Annotated in this window: 11 protein-coding genes; 9 read left to right on the plus strand and 2 right to left on the minus strand. The window is 72.4% G+C overall.

Annotation, left to right across the window (positions count from 1 at the left end; translation table 11 throughout):
• Positions 1-336: 336 nt before the first annotated feature.
• Genes AC3ETA_RS30055 through AC3ETA_RS30065 form a run of 3 tightly spaced genes read left to right on the plus strand, consistent with a single transcriptional unit; the run spans position 337 to position 3,294 of the window.
• Positions 337-1,602, plus strand: a complete 1,266-nt coding sequence (locus AC3ETA_RS30055; protein WP_432196022.1) for a glycosyltransferase — start codon at positions 337-339, stop codon at positions 1,600-1,602.
• Positions 1,599-2,420, plus strand: coding sequence for a transferase (locus tag AC3ETA_RS30060; RefSeq protein WP_432196023.1), 822 nt, complete (start codon positions 1,599-1,601; stop codon positions 2,418-2,420). Before AC3ETA_RS30055 ends, AC3ETA_RS30060 begins: the two co-directional genes overlap by 4 nt.
• Positions 2,421-2,445: 25 nt before the next feature.
• Complete coding sequence (locus AC3ETA_RS30065) at positions 2,446-3,294, plus strand: NmrA family NAD(P)-binding protein (protein WP_432196024.1); 849 nt, start codon at positions 2,446-2,448, stop codon at positions 3,292-3,294.
• Here the strand turns inward: AC3ETA_RS30065 and AC3ETA_RS30070 are convergent.
• The gene (locus tag AC3ETA_RS30070) at positions 3,291-3,932 is read right to left on the minus strand and encodes a TetR/AcrR family transcriptional regulator (protein WP_432196025.1); all 642 of its coding nucleotides are present in this window, start codon (positions 3,930-3,932) and stop codon (positions 3,291-3,293) included. The genes AC3ETA_RS30065 and AC3ETA_RS30070 overlap by 4 nt on opposite strands.
• Positions 3,933-4,075: 143 nt before the next feature.
• The gene (locus tag AC3ETA_RS30075; RefSeq protein ID WP_432196026.1) at positions 4,076-4,726 is read right to left on the minus strand and encodes a TetR/AcrR family transcriptional regulator; all 651 of its coding nucleotides are present in this window, start codon (positions 4,724-4,726) and stop codon (positions 4,076-4,078) included.
• 135 nt (positions 4,727-4,861) lie between these two features.
• Between AC3ETA_RS30075 and AC3ETA_RS30080 the strand changes: the two genes are divergently transcribed.
• The 6 genes from AC3ETA_RS30080 (at position 4,862) to AC3ETA_RS30105 (ending at position 21,038) form a co-directional block, all read left to right on the plus strand.
• A complete protein-coding gene (locus AC3ETA_RS30080; RefSeq protein ID WP_432196027.1) occupies positions 4,862-5,989 on the plus strand; it encodes a VOC family protein in 1,128 nt (375 codons plus the stop codon).
• On the plus strand, positions 5,986-6,948 hold the full coding sequence (locus AC3ETA_RS30085) for a fumarylacetoacetate hydrolase family protein (protein WP_432196028.1): 963 nt from the start codon (positions 5,986-5,988) through the stop codon (positions 6,946-6,948). The genes AC3ETA_RS30080 and AC3ETA_RS30085 overlap by 4 nt, the downstream gene beginning before the upstream one ends.
• A complete protein-coding gene (locus AC3ETA_RS30090) occupies positions 6,945-8,846 on the plus strand; it encodes an acyl-CoA synthetase (protein WP_432196029.1) in 1,902 nt (633 codons plus the stop codon). The genes AC3ETA_RS30085 and AC3ETA_RS30090 overlap by 4 nt, the downstream gene beginning before the upstream one ends.
• A gap of 347 nt (positions 8,847-9,193) precedes the next feature.
• Positions 9,194-10,450 carry an MFS transporter gene (locus tag AC3ETA_RS30095; RefSeq protein ID WP_432196030.1) on the plus strand — a complete coding sequence of 419 codons (1,257 nt, stop codon included), beginning with the start codon at positions 9,194-9,196 and terminating at the stop codon, positions 10,448-10,450.
• Entirely contained in the window at positions 10,450-13,737 is a 3,288-nt protein-coding gene (locus tag AC3ETA_RS30100) for a type I polyketide synthase (RefSeq protein WP_432196031.1), read from the plus strand. The genes AC3ETA_RS30095 and AC3ETA_RS30100 overlap by 1 nt, the downstream gene beginning before the upstream one ends.
• Complete coding sequence (locus AC3ETA_RS30105) at positions 13,734-21,038, plus strand: MupA/Atu3671 family FMN-dependent luciferase-like monooxygenase (RefSeq protein ID WP_432196032.1); 7,305 nt, start codon at positions 13,734-13,736, stop codon at positions 21,036-21,038. Before AC3ETA_RS30100 ends, AC3ETA_RS30105 begins: the two co-directional genes overlap by 4 nt.
• The last annotated feature ends 16 nt before the right edge of the window (positions 21,039-21,054 follow it).

Raw genomic sequence — 21,054 nt, forward strand, 5'->3', positions numbered from 1 at the left:
CCACCGGGGCTGCCCGGGTGGACGGACGAGTGGCCGGCGCTGGGCATACGGTCGCCCCACGACCGTACGACCTGCCTCACCGACTTGTGCGTGGCCGGCCGAACGAACTCCGGCTGCCCATGGCCCACTTGGCGGACAGGGAGGCGCGTGTGGAGATCCTCCTCCCGTCCTCGGCGCCGGCCGGCTCGGCGGTCCGGGACGGGGACGGGAGACTGCGGGTGACGCTGCCACGTACGCCCGGCGTTCTGCCGGTGCGTCTGTCCAGAACCTGAGCTGCAAGGCAACGGAGCGGTAACAGCAGGCAACGGAACAGGGTTCGGCACGGTCTAGTCCGCCATGAAGATCTCTTTCCTGCTCCACAACGCCTACGGGATCGGAGGCACGATCACCACCACGTTCAACCTGGCCCAGGCGCTGGCCGACCGGCACGAGGTGGAGATCGTGTCCGTGCTGAGGCACCGCGAACACCCGAACTTCGTCCTGGACCCACGAGTGTCGTTAAGGCCACTGGTCGACCTGAGACAGGAGAAGGAACATCCTCTGCATCTCAGAGCGGCGCGGGTGTTCCCCGCCGCCGAATACCGCTACGGGCAGTACAGCGAACTGACCGACCTGCGGATCGGCGAATGTCTGGCGCAGACCGACGCCGACGTCGTCATCGGCACCCGGCCGGGGCTCAACGTGCACCTCGCGCGCCAGGCGCCGGAGCATGTCGTCCGCATGGGGCAGGAGCACCTCACCCTCGACAACCACTCGCCCAGGCTGCGCACCGCGCTGCGTCGCGCCTACCGGCGGCTCGACGTGCTGACCACGGTCACCGAGGCGGACGCCGCCGCCTACCGGCGCAAGATGCGCCTGCCCGGAGTCCGGGTGGAGGCACTCCCGAACAGCGTCCCCGACCCGGTGCTGCCCCCGGCGGACGGCACCGCGAAGGTGATCGTCGCCGCCGGCCGACTGGTTCCGGTCAAGCGCTACGACCTCCTCATCGAGGCCTTCGCCCCGGTCGCCGCCGCCCACCCGGACTGGCAGCTGCGCATCTACGGCAGGGGCGAGGAACAGGCGCGGCTGCGGCAGCTCATCGAGGACCGCGGCCTGAGTGACCACGCCTTGCTGATGGGAGCGGCGGCCCCCATGGAAGCCGAGTGGGTCAAGGGCTCCATCGGCGCGAGCGCGGCCGACTTCGAACCGTTCGGCATGACCATCGTGGAGGCGATGCGCTGCGGCCTGCCGGTCGTCAGCACCGACTGCCCGTACGGACCCGGCGAGATCATCGAGGACGGCACCGACGGCCGGCTCGTCCCCGTCGGTGACCGTGCGGCGTTGAGCGCGGCACTGCTGGAACTCGTACGCGACGACGAGCGGCGCCGGCGCATGGGGCGCAGGGCACGGGAGAACGCGCGACGGTTCGGCCCGGTCCCGGTCGTGGAGCAGGCCGAGCGCCTGATCGACGAGGCGACGACCGCACGGGGAACCGGGCGACGGGCGGCACCGGAACCCGGCCGAATACAACGCGCCCTGGTCAGCCAGGGCTTCGCCGCACGCGACGCCGCGTACGCCCTGGCGTCCGGCGCGCTGCACACGGTACGGAGGGGAAACCGATGACCACCGGACAAGGCACGACGACCACGGCCGGCCTCCGTACCGACTGCACGGCCGACACGGACGGCCGCCTCACCTTCGCGCTGCGGGCACCGTCGGCCACGAGCCGCCTGCTGCTGCGACTGCGCCCCAAGAAAGGGCAGTCCGAAAAGGACCTCCACACCCTCGACCTGGAACCGGCGGAGGACGGCCGGCCGCGTGCCGTCCTTCAGCCCGAGCTCGCGCTCGCCGAAGGCCGGTGGGACGTCTATCTGATCCCCGAACCCGGCGCGCCGCGGCAGCGACTGCGCCCCGGCCTGCGGGACCTCCGGACCCTCGTCGACGGCAACCTGCGCGACTGGCCGTCACCGGTCGCCGTACGCGTCCCGTACGTCACCAAGGACGGCTACCTCGCGCTGCGGGCGTGGCTGCGCACCGCCCACGCGGAGGTCGAGGGCATCGATGTCGCGGACCGCTCGATGACCGTCAGGGCGCGGCTGCACGGCGCCACCCTCGGCGCGGGACCGGACGTGCGGCTGCGCCTGCGGGGCGGGGGCGGCAGCGAACGGACGGTCGTGCCGGTGGCCGAGAAGGACGGCCGGGGGTTCTCCTTCACCGTGGACTACGGGGAGTTGGCCGGTCCAGCCGGTACCGGCGACCGGGTCTGGGACCTGTCCGTCCGGGTCGACGGTGAGACCTCGGTCCGGATCGGCCGTCTCTTCGACGACGTCGCGGACCGCAAGGGCATCTTCGTTCTCCCGGCGGCCGTGATCGACGGCGCGGTCGTGCGGCCCTACTACACGGTCGACAACGATCTCTCCGTACTTGCGGACAGAACCTGACCGCAAGTCCTCCTACGGTCGTTCCATGACGCAGACACAGCAGGCGCAGAAGATCCTTGTCACCGGCGCCACCGGAACCGTCGGCCGCCAGGTCGTCACCGAACTGCTCGCCCGCGGCCACGCGGTCCGGGCCCTCACCCGGGACCCGGCGAAGGCCGTCTTCCCGGCCGGCGTCGAGGTGGTCCGGGGCGACCTGACCGACCCCGACAGCCTGGTCCCGGCCCTGGAGGGCGTCGCCGGCGTCCACCTGATCACCTTCGGCGGGGCCTACTTCGCCCCGCTGGAGACGGGCCCGCGGATGCTGGAGCTGGCCCGGGCGGCGGGCGTACGCCGGGTCACCGTGCTGCACGGCGGCGAGGCGACGCCGCTGGAGCAGGCGGTGCGGGCGGCCGACGGGGTGGACTGGACGGTTCTGATGCCGGTCGAGTTCATGGGCAACGCCCTGGAGTGGGCGGACGGCATCGTGACCGCCGGCGAGGTGCGCGAGCCGTTCGTCTCCCGGCTGAGCGCCATGGTCCACGAGGGCGACATCGGCGCCGTCGCGGCCGTCGCACTGACCGAGGAGGGGCATGGGAGGCAGGAGTACGTCATCACCGGCCCCGAACTGCTCACCGTCGGCGACAAGGTGGCGGCCATCGCCGCCGCCCGCGGCCGGGAGATCGCCCTGGTGGAACTCAGCGAGGACCAGGCCGTCGCACAGTGGCGGGCCGCGGGGCACCCGGAGGACGTGATCGGGTTCCTGCTGGAGGCGTACGGCAACACGCCGGAGGTCGGCCGCACGGTCGCCGACACCGTCGAGAAGGTCACCGGCCGGCCGGCGCGCACCTTCGGGCAGTGGGCCGCGGAACACGCGGACACGTTCAGGGCGGGCTAGCCCTCCCGCCCCCCGACGCCCTTCGCCAGCCGCGCCGCCGCGTCGTGGACGACCTGTGCGTGCAGTTCGAACAACGCCACGAGGTCGACGGTGTCGCCCTTGACCTCGCGGTGCACGAACAGGCCGTCCGCGCCGGCGACGGCGTAGGTGGTGAGGGTGTCCACGGCGGCCTCGTCCAGGGCCGGGAACAGGGCGGCGGCCACCTCGGCGATCTTCCGGTGGGTGATGTCGCGGACCTGGAGGAACACCGTGCGGCCCCGGGGTTCGGTGGGCCGCCGCTCCAGGGCCAGCATGAGTCCGAGGCGCAGGAAGTCGGGGGCGTCGACGAGGGACCTCGCCACGTTCGCGGCCATGGCGGTGACCCGCTCCTCAGGCGTACCCGTCTCCTCGCCCGGCAGCTCGACCGCGGTGAGCCAGGCCTCGAAGCTGCGCTCGATGACCGCGGCGATCAGGTCGTCCTTGTCCTTGAAGTGCCAGTAGATGGAGCTGGCGGGCAGCCCGCACTTGGCGCTGACGGCCGCGATCGAGGTGCCGTCGTAGCCGCGCTCACCGGCGATCTCCACGGCGGCGTCGAGAATGCGCTGACGCGACTCCACCCCGTTCGCGCGCTTCTTGCGCGTCGTCGGCGCACTGGTCATGGGGTGCCTCCCCGGTCGTACCGGTCCGTCGGTCCCGGTGGTCGTACCGGGCCTTCGGTCTCTGGTGATCGCTCGCTTGCTGAAGCGTCCACTCTAATTGGAGCAGCCCCTACAACAGCAAGCAGCGGCGTCCGGCCCGGTGCTCAGCCGACGAGGGTGTCGACCACGTCGAGGTCCGGCAGGTCGAGCGCGCAGATCCGGGCGGCCTCGTCGGCCGGGAGGCCGAACTGCCGGAGCAGGCCGAGGGCGACCAGGTCCGCGGACTTCGCGTCGTCACGGTCGGGCTGGGCGTGCAGCAGCGAGCCGAGCGCCAGCACGGCGGCCGCCGTCATCGTGAGAGCGAGGTCCGGGTCCTCCACCTCGAAGCGCCCCGCGGCCACCGCGGCGCGGATGTCCTGGAAGGCCCGGGGCGCCAGACCCTGCTCGGATCGCGCCAGTTCCAGGCCCTGGTTCAGCAGGACGCGGCTCAGCTCCGGGTGGCGGCGGTGCAGCCGACCGGTCATGCGGAAGCTCTGCGTGAACGCCACCGCCGGGTCGTCGATGTCCGCGGTGAGGCGGTCCATCAGCGAGCCCCACCACTCCAGCGCCTCCGCCACCGCGACGCGGAAGAGCTCTTCCTTGCTGTCGAAGTGGTTGTAGAACGAGCCGACCCCGATGTCGGCCAGCTCGGTGATCTCCAGGATCGGGACGTCGGTACGTCCTTCGGCCAGCAGGCGCTGGGCCGCCTCCACCAGCGCGGTGCGCGTGCGCGCCCTTCGCCGGTCGACGCGCCCGGGTGCGGTCCGCTCGGCCATCACACCATCCTCCATCCCGCCCGTACTGCCTTCACCTCGCACTCTAGCCGCACTCTTCTGTTTCCTGAAGATTTCTTCAGTTCTCTTGACTGACGTCTGATTCGGAAGTGAATATTTCGTCAGGAGGTGGTGGCCGTGGGTGGCACGCACAACGACCTGCATTCCGAGCAGGGCGCACTCCCCGGGGAGCATCCGGGCCGGGCGACGAACCCGGTGATCAAGGTCCACGACATCGCGTGGCTGGAGTTCCGCAAGCCCGACCTGGACCGGGCCGAGGTCTTCGCCCGGGCGTTCGGCTTCGGCACGTCGTACCGTGACGGCCGCGAGCTGCACCTGAGGGGAACGCAGGCCGGCGCACCGTGCGTGATCATCAGGAAGGGGCGCGGGTCGCGGTTCCTCGGCCCCGCCTTCCGCGCCGCCGACACCCGCGATCTGCTGCGGCTGGCCGGGACCGCCGGCACCAGGGTCCGGTCGCTCCCGCAGCAGCTGGGCGGCTCGGTGGTCGAACTGCTCGATCCGAGCGGACTGCCGGTGCGCGTCGTCGCCGACACCGACGAACTGCCGGCCCAGGCAGCGCAGGGCACGCAGACGTTCAACTTCGGCGGCGGCCTCGACCGCGTCAACGCCACCCAGCGGCCGCCACGCGAACCGGCGGGCGTCCGGCGCCTCGGCCACGTCGTCCTCCAGACGACCACCTACACGCGCACGCTCAACTGGTACCTGGAGCAACTCGGCCTGATCGTCAGCGACTTCCTCTACTACGCGGGTCAGCGCGAGCGCGGCCCCACCATGAGCTTCATCCGCTGCGACCGCGGCCGGACCCTGACCGACCACCACACGCTGGCCCTCACCCTCGGCCCCTCCAACCGGTACGTGCACTCGGCCTACGAGGTCACCGATCTCGACGCGCTGGCCGCCGGCGGCCAGCACCTGCTCAGCGAGGGCTACCGGCGGTCCTGGGGGATCGGCCGGCACATCCAGGGCAGCCAGATCTTCGACTACTGGCGCGACCCCGACGGCTTCCTGGTCGAGCACTTCACCGACAGCGACATGTTCGACTCCACCCTGGAGCCGGGCTGGGCGCCCATGACCGCCTCCGGCCTGGCGCAGTGGGGCCCGCCGGCCACCAAGGACTTCCTGGGCATCGCCCCGGGACGCGAGTCGCTCGCCGAACTGCGCTCGATCATCACAGCCCTGAAGTCCGACGACAACGAATTCGACCTCCAGCGCCTGCGTGGCCTGATGAAAGTGGCGACCTCATGACCGTCTCCGTCCTCCGTACCGCCGAGGGAGCGTGGTGGGTCGCGCTCGACGCGCACCGTGCCGTCCCGGTCGGGACAGCCGCGACTACGACCGCCGAACTCCTCGACGACGTCGTCACGGTCCACATGGCCCTCGCCGAGGCCCGCGCCGGCACCTCGGCGGCGCAGCCACGCCGCATCGCCGAACTCCCGGTCGTCTCCCCGGTCACCGCGCCCTGCCGGGTGGTCGCGCAGATGACCAACTACGTCTCCCATGTGCGCGACTCGGGCATGAACCCCGGGACCGTCCCGCTGACGTTCTTCCGCAAGACCTCCGGCTCCATCAGCGGCCCCTTCGACGAGATCGTGAAGCCGGCCCACGTCCGCTTCCTCGACCACGAGATCGAACTCGGCCTGGTCGTCGGACGTCCCCTCGACGTCGGCACCACCGTGACCGCAGCGAACTGGCGGGACCACATCGCCGGCCTGGTCGTCACCAACGACGTCTCCGCACGCGACGTACAGCTGCCCAAGACCCAGTTCTACGAGGCCAAGTCCTACCCGACCTTCACCCCGGTCGGCCCCACGCTGGTCCTGCCGGCCGCCGACGAGCTGGACCGCCTCCCCGAGCTCCGGCTCGTCCTCAAGGTCAACGGCGAGATCCGCCAGGACAGCGACCTCACCGACATGATCTACAGCCCGCTCCAGGCCCTTCAGGAACTCTCCCGCTTCCAGGCCCTCGCACCGGGCGACCTGATCCTCACCGGCACACCGGGCGGAACGGCCCTGAAGGCGCCGCCCAAGCCGGTGGAGACGATCGGCGCCCTCCTGCCGCCGGCGATGAAGTGGAAGGCGTTCTTCAACTCCCAGGCGAAGAACGACAAGTACCTCCGTGACGGCGACGTCCTGGAGCTGTCCATCCGCACTCCCGACGGAGCCATCGACCTCGGCACCCAGCAGACCAAGGTGAGGTACGCGTGACCACCGAGACCCCCATGACGTGGCCGCGCTACGACCACCCCGACGACCTGGCCGCCATCGAGGCCACCCCGCTCGCCGCGCGCGGCCTGCCCGCCACCTCCTACGACCTGCTGCGCCGGGCCGCGGACCAGTGGCCGGAGCGGACCGCACTCACCGTCCTCCCCGACGCCGCGTCCTGGCGCACGCCCAGGAACCGCACCCACGCGGACCTCCTCGCCGACGTCCACCGGGCGGCCAACGCCTTCCACCGCCTCGGCGTCCGCCGCCACGACACCGTCGCCCTGCTCGCCCCGAACTGCGACGAACTCCTCACCGCGCTCCTCGCCGCCCAGCTCGCCGGGATCGCGACGCCCGTCAACCCGGCGCTCGCCCCTGACCATGTCGCCGAGCTGGTCCGCCGCGCCGGCGCCCGCGTCATCGTCACCGCCTCCCCGGAGCTGGACCCCGAGGCGTTCGACACCGCCGCCGCACTCGCCCGGCGGGGCCTGGTGGACCATGTGCTCCTGCTCGACCCCACCGCAGGCCCGACCGAGCCGCCGCCGTCGGTCGAGAACGCCACCGTGGCCCGCCTCGCCGACGCCGCCGCCGACTGCCCGCCCGGTCGCTTCCTCGGCGAGCCGCCCACGAGCGCCGACCTCGCCGCGTTCTTCCACACGGGCGGGACCACCGGAGCGCCGAAACTCGCCGCCCACACGCATGCCAACGAGGTGGCCGACGCGTGGATGATCGCGGCCAACTCCGTACTGGACGACGACTCGGTCGTGTTCGCCGCGCTGCCGCTCTTCCACGTCAACGCACTCGTCGTCACGCTGCTCGCCCCGCTGTTCCGAGGGCAACGAGTGGTGTGGGCGGGACCGTTGGGCTACCGCGACATCAACCTCTACGCCGAGTTCTGGCGCATCGTCGAGCACTACCGGATCGCCACGATGAGTGCCGTGCCCACGGTGTACGCGGTCCTGGCCGCGTGCCCCGTCGACGGGACCGACATCGGCTCGATGCGGTGCGCGATGGTCGGCGCCTCCGCCCTGCCCGACGGAGTGCGCGCCGGCTTCGAGACGGCGACCGGGATACCGCTCCTCGAGGGGTACGGACTGACCGAGGCGACCTGTGCCAGCGTCCGCGGCTTCCTCGACGTCCGCAGGCCCGGATCGGTCGGCCGGCGGCTGCCGTACCAGAGGGTCAGGATCGCCGACCCGGACACCGGCGTCGAGCGGCCGGCCGGTGCGGTCGGCACCATCCTCATCAGCGGCCCGACCGTCTTCCCCGGCTACGTCCAGGGCCGTGCCGGGGACGGCCATCTGATCAGCGGTCAGGGAAAGGTGACCGACGGCTGGCTCGACACCGGTGACCTCGGATATCTCGACGAGGACGGCTTCCTGTACCTCACCGGCCGGGTGAAGGACCTCATCATCCGCGGCGGACACAACATCGACCCCCGCGTCATCGAGGACGCCCTGCTCACGCACCCCGCGGTCACCGGGGCGCAGGCCGTCGGGCAGCCGGACCACCGGGCCGGGGAGGTGCCGGTCGCGTACGTGACGCTCTCCGACGGCACGGTCGGCGAGGCCGAACTGCGGGCCTGGGCCGCCACCCACGTCAGTGAGGCGGCCGCCGCGCCCAAGGCCGTCCGCGTCCTCGACGCCCTCCCCGTAACCGCGGTCGGCAAGCCGTACAAGCTGCCCCTGCGCGCCGACGCCGCACGCCGCGTACTCACCGACGTCCTCGCCGGCATCGAGCATGTGGCGGAGATCGACGCCCACGCCGACTCCGGTTCGGTCAGCGTCACCGTGACCCTGCGACCGTTGACACCGCCGGACACGGCGGCGGAAGTGGAACGCCGGGTCGGCAGATTCGCCGTGACCTGCCGAGTTGTCGGACAGCACCGAGGTGACGACTGACGTACTTCCACAGGTGATGCCGGGTCCGACGGCCGACACGCGGTCGGAGAGCGCACCGATATCGCCAAATCCGGACCGGAAGACGTCCAGACCTCTCTGGAGTCTTGAACACGCCTGTCCGGGTCTGCTTGGGTGACGAACCGATGGCCGCTGTCCGGCGGCGTATGGGGGGAATGGTTTCTGTGCTGGGCCGGCCATGGGGGCTTGAACACGCCGTGCGTGAGCGGTGGGCGGGGCCGCGTCGGCGTCCGCCGTCCGCTTGGGTTCCGACTCGCGACTGAACGGGCGGGCAGCGGCATTCCGGCCGCACACCACTCACACCCTTCATGCAGACCAGGGGAAGGTGCATGAGGTACTTCCGTCTGCTCGTCCTGGGCAACGGCATCTCGGCGTACGGCAGTTACCTGAACATGGTGGCGCTGAACGTCTTCGTCTACGACGCCACCGGCAGCGCGCTGGCCGCCGGGCTCTTCATGGCCGTACGCCTCGCGACGAGCGTCGTCTCCGGCTGGGTCAGCGGCAGGCTCGTCTCGGTCCACGACCGCAAGCGGCTGATGGTCGGCGCCGACCTGTGCCAGGCGCTGGCGCTGCTGTCACTGCTGCTGGCACCGGACGGCATGCGGGTGGGGCTGCTCTACGCCCTCGCCGTGATCACCGGCGGCTGCTCGACACTGTCCCAGGTGTCCCTGCGCAGCAGCATCCCGGAGATCGTCGGGGCCGAGCACCGGGTACGGGCCAACGGGCTGCTGGTGACGGGGCGTTCGCTGGCGATGATCGCCGGGTTCGCCTCGTCGGGACTGGTGGTGGCGGAACTCGGGTACTCCGCCGCGTTCGCGCTGGACGCCGCGACCTTCGTGGTCTCGGCGACGGTGCTGTTCCTGCTTCCCGTGCGCACCAAGGCCGCCGCGACCGGCACAGGGGCCGCGGACTCCTCCGACGCCGCCCGCTGGACCGCGCGGATGCTGCTCGGCACGGCGCCGGTGCTGATGGCGATGATCGCCGTCCGGGCGGTGGACGGACTCGGCTCCTCGTCCCACAACGTCGCCCTGCCGATCTACTCCAGCGCTCTGGACCCGGATCATCCGGCCACGTTCATCAGCCAGTTCTGGGCCACCTGGGCCATCGGCAACATCGTCGCCCAGCAGGTCATCGGCCGTGTCACCAAGAAGAGCGGGCGGACGCCGGGGGAGCGGGCCTTCGCGCTGGGTGCCTGTGTGATGTCGGCCGGGTTCATCGTGGTGTTCTGCGGACTGCCCACCGTGCCCGCCGTCATCGCCGCGCTCGTCGCCGGAGCCGCCGACGGATTCACCGAGATCGTCTACGTGTCGAGGCTCCAGACCGCGCCCGACGAGCAGCGCGGTCGCCTCTTCGGCCTGTCCGCCTCGGCCGAGAACACCGGTTTCGGCCTCGGCATGCTCGTGAGCGGCGCCCTGCTGGAGACCTTCTCACCGCTCCAGGTGGTCGCAGCCTTCCACGGCCTCGCGATCGCCCTGTGCCTCGCCCTGCTGCTGGTACTGCTCGGACGGGGCGGCACCCGCGACCCCGGCGTCGAGGACAAGAAGGTCGACCGTGACGCGTCGACGGTGACGGAAGGACGCGGCTGATGCCCCCGAACGATCCGGACCCCCGGATGTCCGCTCCGGACCCCCGGTTGGCCGTCATCGGCATGGCCTTCCGCCTGCCCGGCGCCGACACGCCCGAGGACCTCTGGCGCATCGTCCACGACGGCACGGACCGCATCACCCGCTTCACGGACGAGGAACTGGCCGCCGCCGGCGTCCCCGCCGAGGAGTACGGCGCGGAAGACTTCGTCGGCGCCTCCGGCGTGGTGGACGACATCGCCGGCTTCGACGCCCAGCACTTCGGGATGAGCGCCCGCGAGGCCCGGATCACGGACCCCCAGCACCGCATGTTCCTGGAATGCGCCCAGCACGCCCTGGAGAACGCCGGTTACCCGGACGAACGCGACGGCAGCCGCATCGGCGTCTACGCCAGCACCGGCTACCACCTCTACACGCTCCAGAACTACCTCCTCAACAACGTCCTGCCCAGCGAGCCCGTCACCGACTGGATGGCCGGCATCCAGATCACGGTCGGCAACTACGCGGACTTCACGGCCAACCGCGTCGCCCACCGGCTGGGCCTGACCGGCCCCGCCGTCAACGTCCAGACCGGCTGCTCCAGTTCACTCGTCGGCGTGCAGTCGGCCGCCCAGTCCCTGCTCATGGACGACTGCGACCTCGCCCTCGTCGGCGCCACCGCCGTCCATGTGCCGCAGATCCTCGGCTACCGGTACGTCAAGGGCTCGATCCTCTCCAGGTCCGGCCGTCTGAGGGCCTTCGACGCGGGCGCCGACGGCACCGTCGGCGGGACCGGCGTCCTGGCCGTCGTACTGAAACGCCTGGCCGGGGCCGTCGCCGACGGCGACACGATCCACGGCGTCATCAGCGGCTGGGGCATCAGCAACGACGGAGCGGACAAGAAGGCGTTCACCGCCCCCAGCGCACACGGCCAGCGCGTCGCCATCCGGCAGGCCCTGCGGCGGGCCGGCGTCGGCGCGGACTCCATCGGCTACCTGGAGACCCACGGCACCGGCACCCTCAAGGGCGACCCGATCGAGTTCGACGGGGCCGCCGGCGCCTACCGCGAGGACACCGCCCGCACCGGCTACTGCGCCCTCGGCTCGACCAAGGCCAACATCGGCCACCTCGACGCCGCTTCGGGCCTTGCCGGGCTGGTGAAGACCCTGCTGGTCCTCAAGCACGGCGTCATCCCGCCGATGGCCAACTTCGAGGAACCCAACCCCGCCCTCGACCTCGACCACAGCCCCTTCTACATCCCGCGCGCCGCCCGCCCCTGGCCGCGGGGCGACGGGCCCCGCCGCGCCGGCCTCACGTCACTCGGGGTCGGCGGCACCAACGTCCACCTGATCCTGGAGCAGGCCCCGGACCCCACGCCCCGTACCGAAGGCGCCGCACCACCGGATGTGCTCCTGGTCTCCGCGAGCAGCCCGGACGCCCTCGCGGACAACGCCCGCGCCCTGAGCGAGCGGTTACGGCGGCCGCCCGCACCGCAGTTGGCGGACCTCGTCACCACCGCCGCACTCGGCCGCAGACACGGCCGCCACCGGCTCGCGGTCCGTGGCACCACCCCGGCCGCCCTCGCCGACGCCCTCGACGGCTGGCTCGCCGGGAACGCGGGAGCGTCGGTCCACACCGGGACGGCGCCGCACGACGGGCCCGCGCGCGTGGCGTTCCAGTTCACCGGGCAGGGCAGCGGACACCCGGGACCGGCCACGGCCCTCCACGACCGCTTCCCCGTCGCCCGCGAGGTGCTCGACGCCTGCGAGCACCGCCACCGCGAACTCACCGGCGCCCCGCTGTTCACCGGCCGCGTTCTGGACGAAGACGCCGTCCAGGACACCGACACCGCGCAACCCGCGCTGTTCGCCCTGCAATGCGCCCTCGTCCGGCTGTGGCGCGCCGGCGGCATCGAGCCGTACGCCGTCACCGGGCACAGCGTCGGCGAGTACGCCGCCCTGTACGCGGCCGGAGCCCTCTCGCTCGACGACGGACTGCGCCTCACCGTCGAACGCGGCAGGCTGATGCAACACCGGTGCGCCCCCGGCGCGATGGTGGCGGCACCGCTCGACCGGGCGGCCGCCCTCGCTCTGACCGCCGAAGTGCCCGGCCTGGAGACGGCCGTGACCAACGGAGCGCGCGCCCATGTCCTCGCCGGAACCGCGGAGGCCGTCGACCGGGCGTGCGCCCTGCTGGCGGAACGCGGCACACCGGGACAGCGGCTGCCGGTCAACCGCGCCTTCCACACCGCCCTGATGGAACCGATGCTGGAGGAGTTCCGGAAGGTCCTCGCCGACGTGTCCCTGCGGCCGGTGGGCATCCCGTTCGTCAGCGCGCTCGACGGCGTGACCCACCCGCCCGGCTGGATCCCGGACGCGGACCATCTCGTACGGCACACCCGCGAGCCCGTCCGCTACGACCTGGCGCTGCACGCCATCGGGGCCCGGCAGCCCGATGCACTGCTGGAGATCGGGCCGCACACCACCCTCAGCGGTCTGGCCCGCCGGGCACTGCCCGGCGTCGCGTCCCTGCCGTCCCTGCGCCGGGGCGCGGGGCTCGGCGCGCTGTGGGGTGCCGCGGCGGGGCTGCACTGCGCGGGCGCGGACGTCGACTGGCGGGTGCCGCTGGCCGGCAGCGGGGGCCGGCGCGTCCCGCTGCCCGGCTACCGGTTCCAGCACAAGGACCACTGGACAGGGCCGCGGTTGACGGCTCCGAGCACCAGAACAGCAGCGAGAGAGGGAGCCGAAGTGGTTCAGCAAGACGCAGCGGTCTCGCACGTACTCCACAGCATCGTCCGGACCACCGCCCGGCATCTCGGCGAGGAGCCGTCGGCGATCCCCGGTGACGCGACCTTCTTCGACCTCGGCGCCGACTCGCTGCAGATGATCAGCGTGCTGCGGGAGCTGGAGCAGGAGCACCAGGTCAAGGTGACGATGCGGCAGCTCTTCGAGGAGACGGGTACGCCGCGGCGCCTGGCGGAGTTCATGGTCGCGCGGATGCCGGCGCCGGCGGGGCAGCAGCGGCAGCAGCCACCTGCCGCTGTGCGCGAGCCGGTGTCCGTGCCGGAGCCTGCGCCTGTGTCCCTGCCGACGGTCGCCGCGTCCGCACCCGTGCCCCCGCCCGCTGCCGGACCCGCCCCCCTGGCGCCCGCCACCCCCGAGTACGCCACCCGCGAGGAGCTGGAGGACCTCGCCCGCAAGATCCAGCAGATCTCGCAGATACAGCTCCAGATGATGTCCCAGCTCTCCCAGCTGCTGGCGCTCCAGACCGCCGCCGTCTCCGACCGGCTCGACGGCACGGTGGCCAAGTGACCACGCTGAACGGCATATCCGCCGCCCTGGACCGCGACCTCGCGGCGATGACCGAACTCTCGCAGCGCATCGCCGAGCAGATGGGCGGCGGCGCTCCGGCGCCGGAGCAGCAGTCCCCGGAACCGCCGCGCGTGCACGGTCCCCGGGTCACGGTCGCCAGAAGCTCCGGCATGGTGCGGGACGCCTCCCCGCAGACCCAGCAGGAGCACCTGGCCGATCTCGTGCGCCGCTACACCGCGAGGACCCCGGCCTCCAAGCGGATCGCCCAGCGCTACCGCCGGGTCCTGGCCGACAGCCGCGCGGTGGTCGGTTTCCGCAGCGGCACCAAGGAGATGCTGTACCCCATCGCGGGCCGCCGGGCGAGCGGGGCGCGTCTGGAGGACGTCGACGGCAACGAGTACGTCGACATCACCATGGGCTTCGGCGTCCTCCTCTTCGGCCATGAGCCGGAGTTCGTGACGCAGGCCGTGCGCGAGCACCTGTCCCGCGGCATCCAGCTCGGCCCGCGCAACGTCGAGACCGGCGAGGCCGCCGAACTCCTCGCCGAACTCACCGGCCTGGAGCGGGTCGCCTTCGCCAACTCCGGCACCGAGGCCAACTCGGCCGCGATCCGCCTGGCCCGCGCGGCGACCGGCCGCGACAAGATCGTCACCTTCCTGGGCGCGTACCACGGGCACGCCGACAACGTCCTCGGCCGGGCCCCCGCGGCGGGCACCGGCGCCGACCCGGTCACCGTGCCCGTCTCCCGCGGCATCCCGCAGTCCGCCGTCGCCGACCTGCTGGTCCTCGACTACGGCAGCGACAGCGCACTGGAAGCCATCGAACGGCACGCCGGTGAGATCGCCGCGGTCGTCGTGGAGCCGGTGCAGAGCAGACACCCCGCGCTCCAACCCGTGGAGTTCGTGCGCAAGCTGCGGGACCTGACCCGCCGCCACGGCATCGTCCTGCTCTTCGACGAGATGCTGACCGGCTTCCGCCCCGCCCTGCGCGGCGCACAGGAGCTGTACGGCGTCACCCCGGACCTCGCCACCTACGGCAAGCTCCTCGGCGGTGGCTTCCCCATCGGGGCCATCGCCGGCCGCGCCGACATCATGGACGGCGTCGACGGCGGCCACTGGTCGTACGGCGACGACAGCTACCCGCCCGCCGACACCACCTTCTTCGGCGGTACGTACATCCAGCACCCGGTCTCGATGGTCGCCGCGCGCGCCGTGCTCACCCACCTCAAGGAGCACAGCCCGAGCCTCCAGGAACGGCTCACCGCCCGTACCGCCGAACTCGCCGCGACGCTCAACGGCTTCTTCGAGGCCGAGGAGTATCCCCTGCGCATGACGCACTTCGGCTCCCAGTTCCGCTTCGAGCACCGAGCCGACATGGAACTCCTCTACCACCACCTGATGCTGCGCGGCGTGCACGTCTGGGAGTGGCGCAACTTCTTCCTGTCCACCGCCCACTCGGACGGTGACATCGAGTTCGTGGCGGACGCCGTACGCGATGCGCTGCGCGAGCTGCGCTCGGCGGGCTTCTTCCCGGGCCGTCGGCTCGTGGCGCCGAAGCCGGCACCGCCGAAGCCGGCGCCACCGAAACCGGTGCCGGCACCGGCGGCTCCCGCCTCGACGCCCGCTCCGGTCGCCGCCATGGCCTGGAACGCGGCGGCCGTCACCGGCTCCCGCACCGCCCCCACGAGCGAACCCGCCCCGCGCCCCCCCGACTTCAGCGTCTACTTCTTCGGTGACTACCCGCAGGACACCGCCGAGCCCCGGAAGGGCCAGTACGAACTCCTCATGGACGTGGCCCGGTTCGCCGACCGCCACGGATTCCACGCGCTGTGGATGCCCGAGCGCCACTTCCACTCCTTCGGCGGCCTCTTCCCCAACCCGGCCGTGCTCGCCGCCGCGCTGTCCCGCGAGACCGAACGCATCCGGCTCAACGCGGGCTCCGTCGTGCTGCCGCTCCACGACCCCATCCGGGTCGCCGAGGAGTGGTCGATGGTCGACAACCTCTCCGGCGGGCGCGTCGGCATCGGCGTCGCCGGCGGCTGGAGCGCCAAGGACTTCGTCTTCTTCCCCGACCGCTTCGGCCGGCACAAGGAGCTGATGTACGAACAGCTCGAAGAGGTACGGCGGTTCTGGCGCGGCGAACCCCTGCTCCGGACCGGCGGGGACGGTGAGGCCGAGGTACGGCTCTTTCCGAGCCCGGTGCAGGACGCTCCGCCCATGTACACGGCGGTGGTCGGCAACCCCGCCTCGTACGAACTCGCCGCCCGGCACGACCTCGGCATCGTCACCAACCTGATGACCCAGAGCGTGGAGCAGCTGCGGGAGAACATCGCCCTGTACCGCCGCACCCGGGCCCGGCACGGCCTGGACCCGGACGCCGGTCGCGTGGCCGTCCTGCTGCACACCTATCTCGCGGACGACCACGACACCGCGCGCACCGAGGCGTTCGAGCCGCTGTCCCGCTACATGCGCGCATCGTTGTCCGTCTTCAGCGGCGTCACCAACAGCCTCGGACACAACATCGACCTGGCCGAACTCAGCGAGGACGACCTGGACGCGGTGTTCCGCCGCGCCTACGGCCGCTACTGCGACCAGCGCGCCCTGATCGGCACCGCGGACAGCGTCCGGCCGGTCGTGGACGCGGTCACCTCGGCCGGCGCCGACGAGATCGTCGCCCTCGTCGACTTCGGCGTCGCGCAGGGCCCGCTGCGCGAGAGCCTGCCGCGGCTGGACGCCCTGCGCCGCCGCTACGAGAGCCGACGCACCGAGACCGGCCCGGCACCCGCGAACGCCGTCTCCGCCCGAACGGCTCCCGCCGACGCGCCCTTGGCGCCCGGACAGGAACGGATCTGGTTCCTGGAACGCCTGCTCCCGGGCCGTACCGCGTACAACGAGATCAAGGCGATCCGCCTCGACGGCCCGCTCGACGTGACCGCCCTGCATGCCGCGCTGCGCGGACTGGTCGCCCGCCACGAGGGCCTGCGCACCGTCTTCCGGGAGATCGGAGGCGAACCGCGCCAGGTCGTGCGGCCGTCCGCCGACCCGGACTTCGAGGTCCTGGACGGCACCGGCAGCCGGGGAACCGTGCTCCGGGACGCCCTGGCCGCCGAGAGCGCACGCCGTTTCGACCTGGCGGACGGCCCGCTGTTCGTCACCCGGCTCGTCAGGCTCGCCGACGCGGAGCACGTCCTCGTGCTGTCCCTGCACCACATCGTGGTCGACGCCGCCTCCGCCACCGTCCTCGCCCGCGACCTCTCGGCCCTCTACCGAGCCGAGCGGGACGGAGCGGTCGCCGACCTCCCCGCCCTGACCTGGACGTACACCGACCACGCCAGGGAACAGGCCACGTCGGTGCACAGCCCGGAGGCGGACGAGGACCTGGCCCACTGGCGACGCACCCTCGGCGGAGAGCTGCCCGTCCTCGCGCTGCCCACGGACCGGCCGCGCCCGGCGACGATGACGTCCAACGGCCGTGCCGACTTCCACACCCTCGACCCCGAACTCTCCCGGCGGCTGCGCGAGTTGAGCTGCACCCGCCGCAGCACCCTGTTCATGACGCTGCTCGCCGGGTACGCGGCGATGCTGCACCGGGTCACCGGGCAGACGGACCTCGTCGTCGGCACCCCGATCTCGGACCGGCCCGAGCGGGCCGAGGATCTGCTCGGGTTCTTCGTGAACACCCTCGCGCTGCGCCTGGACCTGTCCGGGGACCCCGCGTTCGGCACACTGCTCGACCGCGTGCGCACAGTCGCGCTCGACGCCTACGACCACGCCCGCGTGCCGTTCGAGAGGGTGGTGCGCGAACTGGCCCCGCCCAGGGCGGTGGACCGGACGCCGGTGTTCCAGGCGTTCGCCGAGTTCCAGCGTGCCGAGCCGTTCCGCTTCGAGCTGCCCGGCATCGAGGCCACCCCCCTGGACGCCGGGCCGGACAAGTCCCTGACGGACCTGACCGTGTACTTCACCGACCAGCCGCAGGGCGTTCGCTGCCATCTGGAGTACAACACCGATCTGTTCGACCCGCAGACCGTCGACGGGTTCTTCACCACCTTCCGTGATCTGCTCACCGCCGCCGTCGAGGCACCGGAGCTGCCGCTGTCCCGGCTCGCCCCGGCCGCCGGCGACGGAGACCCCGTGCCGCTCGCCTGGCAGCACGGCCCGTCCCGTCCGGTCCCGGACACCACCGTCCACGGCCTGGTCGCCCGGCGGGCGGCCGAGCTGCCCGGCAGCGTCGCTGTGATCAGCGGCGACACCCGACTCACGTACCGCCAACTCGACGACAGGGCGGAGCGGCTGGCGTGCGCACTCCGCGCACCGCACCCCGAGGGCGGCGCCGAAATCGCACTCTGGCTGACCCGCTCCGCCGACCTCGTCGTCGCCATGCTGGCCGTGCTCAAGGCCGGCTGCTCCTATGTGCCGCTCGACCCGTCCCTGGGGCGGGCGCGTGCCGAGCAGATCGTCGCCGAGTGCGGGGCCCGGGTCGTGGTGTCGACGCGCGAGGGGGCCGACGCCCTCGAACTGCCCGCGGGCGTCACGGTCGTACCGCCCGACGCGACGGGGCCCCTTGCACCCAGTGCTCCCGGCACGGGCCACGAACCCTGTTGCGTGCTCTACACCTCGGGCAGCACCGGCACGCCCAAGGGTGTCGTCGTGCCCCACCGGGCCGTCGTCGACCTGTGCGAGTGGCAGCGTGCACGCTTCGCCTTCACCTCGGCCGACCGAAGCGCTGTCGTGTGCAGCCAGAGCTTCGACGCCTCGCTCCTGGAGATCTGGCCCGCGCTGACCGCGGGTGCGTCGGTCACGATCGCCGACGAGGAGGTCCGCAGGGACCCGCCGGCCCTTGCCCGCTGGTACGGCGAGCAGCACGTCACCTTCTCCATCCTGCCCACCGCCCTCGGCGAACAGGTGCTGCGGCTGCCCCCATGCGATCAGCCGCCGCTGCGTCATCTGCTGCTGGGCGGCGACGTACTGCGCACCCGGCCGCGCCCCGAGGCACCGTACGAGACGGTGAACGTGTACGGCCCCACCGAGATCACCGTCCTGTGCACCATGGAGACCGTCGCCCCGCAGGACTCCACGGCACCGATCCCGATCGGCCGCCCCGTCGACAACGTACGGCTGAGCGTGCTGGACGAGTCGGGAGGCCCCGTCCCGGTGGGCACGGTGGGGGAGTTGTACGTCGGCGGCCCGGGCGTGGCCCTCGGCTATCTGCACCGTCCCGAGCTCGGCGCGGAGCGGTTCCTGCCGGATCCGGGCGCAGGCCCTGAGGCCCGCCGGTACCGCACCGGCGATCTGGTCCGCTGGACCCGCGAGGGGAAACTGGAGTTCTGCGGCCGGGCCGACGACCAGGTCAAGGTCCGGGGCTTCCGGGTCGAGCCGGAAGAGGTCTCACGCGTGCTCAACGCCCTCGACGGCGTGCGTGCTGCGGCCGTGCTGGCGCGGCGCAACCACCGGGGCGAGGCGTACCTCGCCGCCTATGCAGTCCCGGCCGAGCCGATCGGCACGACGGCCGACGACCGGCAGGCCCAAGCCGACCTGCTGACCGCGGAACTGGCGGCCCGGCTGCCGGAGTACCTCGTGCCGCGCGCCTGGCGCGTGCTGCCCGCCCTGCCCGTCTCGGGCAACGGCAAGCTGGACCGGTCCGCGCTGCCGGCCCCCGACCTCGTCTCCACGGCACCCGCACGCGGGGCCGGCGGCTCGGATCCGGCCGCAGCCCGCGGAACCGGCGTCGAGCGGCGGATGCGGGAGCTGTGGGCGGAGGAGTTCGGGATCGACGCCGACGGCATCGCGGACGACGTCTCGTTCTTCGACCTGGGCGGCCACTCGATCACCGCGATGCGGTTGGTCAACCGGGTCCGCGAGGAGTTCGGCACCGAGTACCCGATGCTGAGCTTCTACCAGGACCCGACACCCCGAGCCATGACGGCCCGGCTGGCGGGCGGAACGGAGGCGGAGAGCCAGACCGTGCCGAGCCGGTCGTCCGGGGGCGGGGGCGGGCCGGGCACCGTGGAACGGCGTGCCCCGGCGACCGCGCAGCAGTCGCGCTTCGCCACGGTCCACGCCGAACACCTCCTGCCGCAGGTGTTCAACGTCGCCCTGCGGATCACCCTCTCCGGCGAGCTGGACGTGGGGGCCCTGCGGACCGCCCTGACCCGGCTGATCGAGCGGCACGAGGGACTGCGGACCCGGCTGGCCCGCGACGGGGACGGCTGGGAACAGCAGGTGCTGCGGCCCGCCCCGGTCGAGCTGCCGGTCGAGGACCTCACCGCGCGGCGGACGCAGGAGCGGCAGGCCGTCGTGGAGCGGGCCAGTGCCGAGGCCGCCGAGACACCACTGGATCCCACCGACGGCACCCCGATTTCGGCGCGTGTCCTGCGGACCGGCGGGAGCACCTGGGTCCTGCTTCTCGTCCTGCACCACTCCGCCTGCGACGGCTGGTCCGTCAGTCTGCTGCTGAAGGAGCTGGCCGCGCTGTACGGGGCCGCCGCGAGGGGCGGACCCGACGGCCTCCCGCCCGTGGGGTGCCAGCCCGTGGCCTACGCCCGGTGGCAGCAGGAGCAGGCCGACGCCGCCGACGACGGGCCCGAGCTGGAGTTCTGGCTGCGCGAGCTCGACGGGGTCCCGTTCGTCGTCGACCTGCCGCTGGACCGGCCCCGGCCGGAGAGGGCGAGCGGGCGCGGCGGTGCCGTGGTGTTCACCGTGCCCGCCGAGGTGCGCTCCGGCATCGACCGGCTGGCGAGACAGCGCGGGACGACGCCCTTCGTGGTCACCGCGGCGGCCCTCGGCCGGATGCTCGCGCGCAAGGCCGCCCAGTCCGACGTCGTGTTCAACGTGTCCTACGCCAACCGGGAACGACGGGAGTTCGAGTCCATGCTGGCCTGCACGATCACCGGTTTCGCGCTGCCGGTCCGCGACGGCGCGGCCGATTCCTTCGCCGCCCTGACGGACCGGGTCGCCCGGACCGCGGTGGAGTGCATGGACCGTGCGATGCCGGTGCGCCGGATCGCCCCGGCGATGCGGGAGCGGCACGGCGTCGACGTACCGGACAAGCTGGACGTCGGCTTCGCGTACCAGAGTTCACTCCAGGCGGAGGTCGAACTGCCCGGACTGACCACGGCCATCGAGGATCTGGCGCCCGCCGCGGCCCGGACCGAGCTGACGTTCGGACTCGTCCCGGCCGGGACCGAACTGCGGGGCTTCGTGGAGTACTCGTCCGATCTGTGGGACCACGCCACGATCGAGGGCTGGGCCAGCGACTACGTCGCCCTGCTCCGCGAGGAGGTCGACCGGGCGCTGCGGAGCTGAGGTCCGTCCGCGACGC

Source organism: Streptomyces sp. bgisy027 (assembly GCF_057710365.1).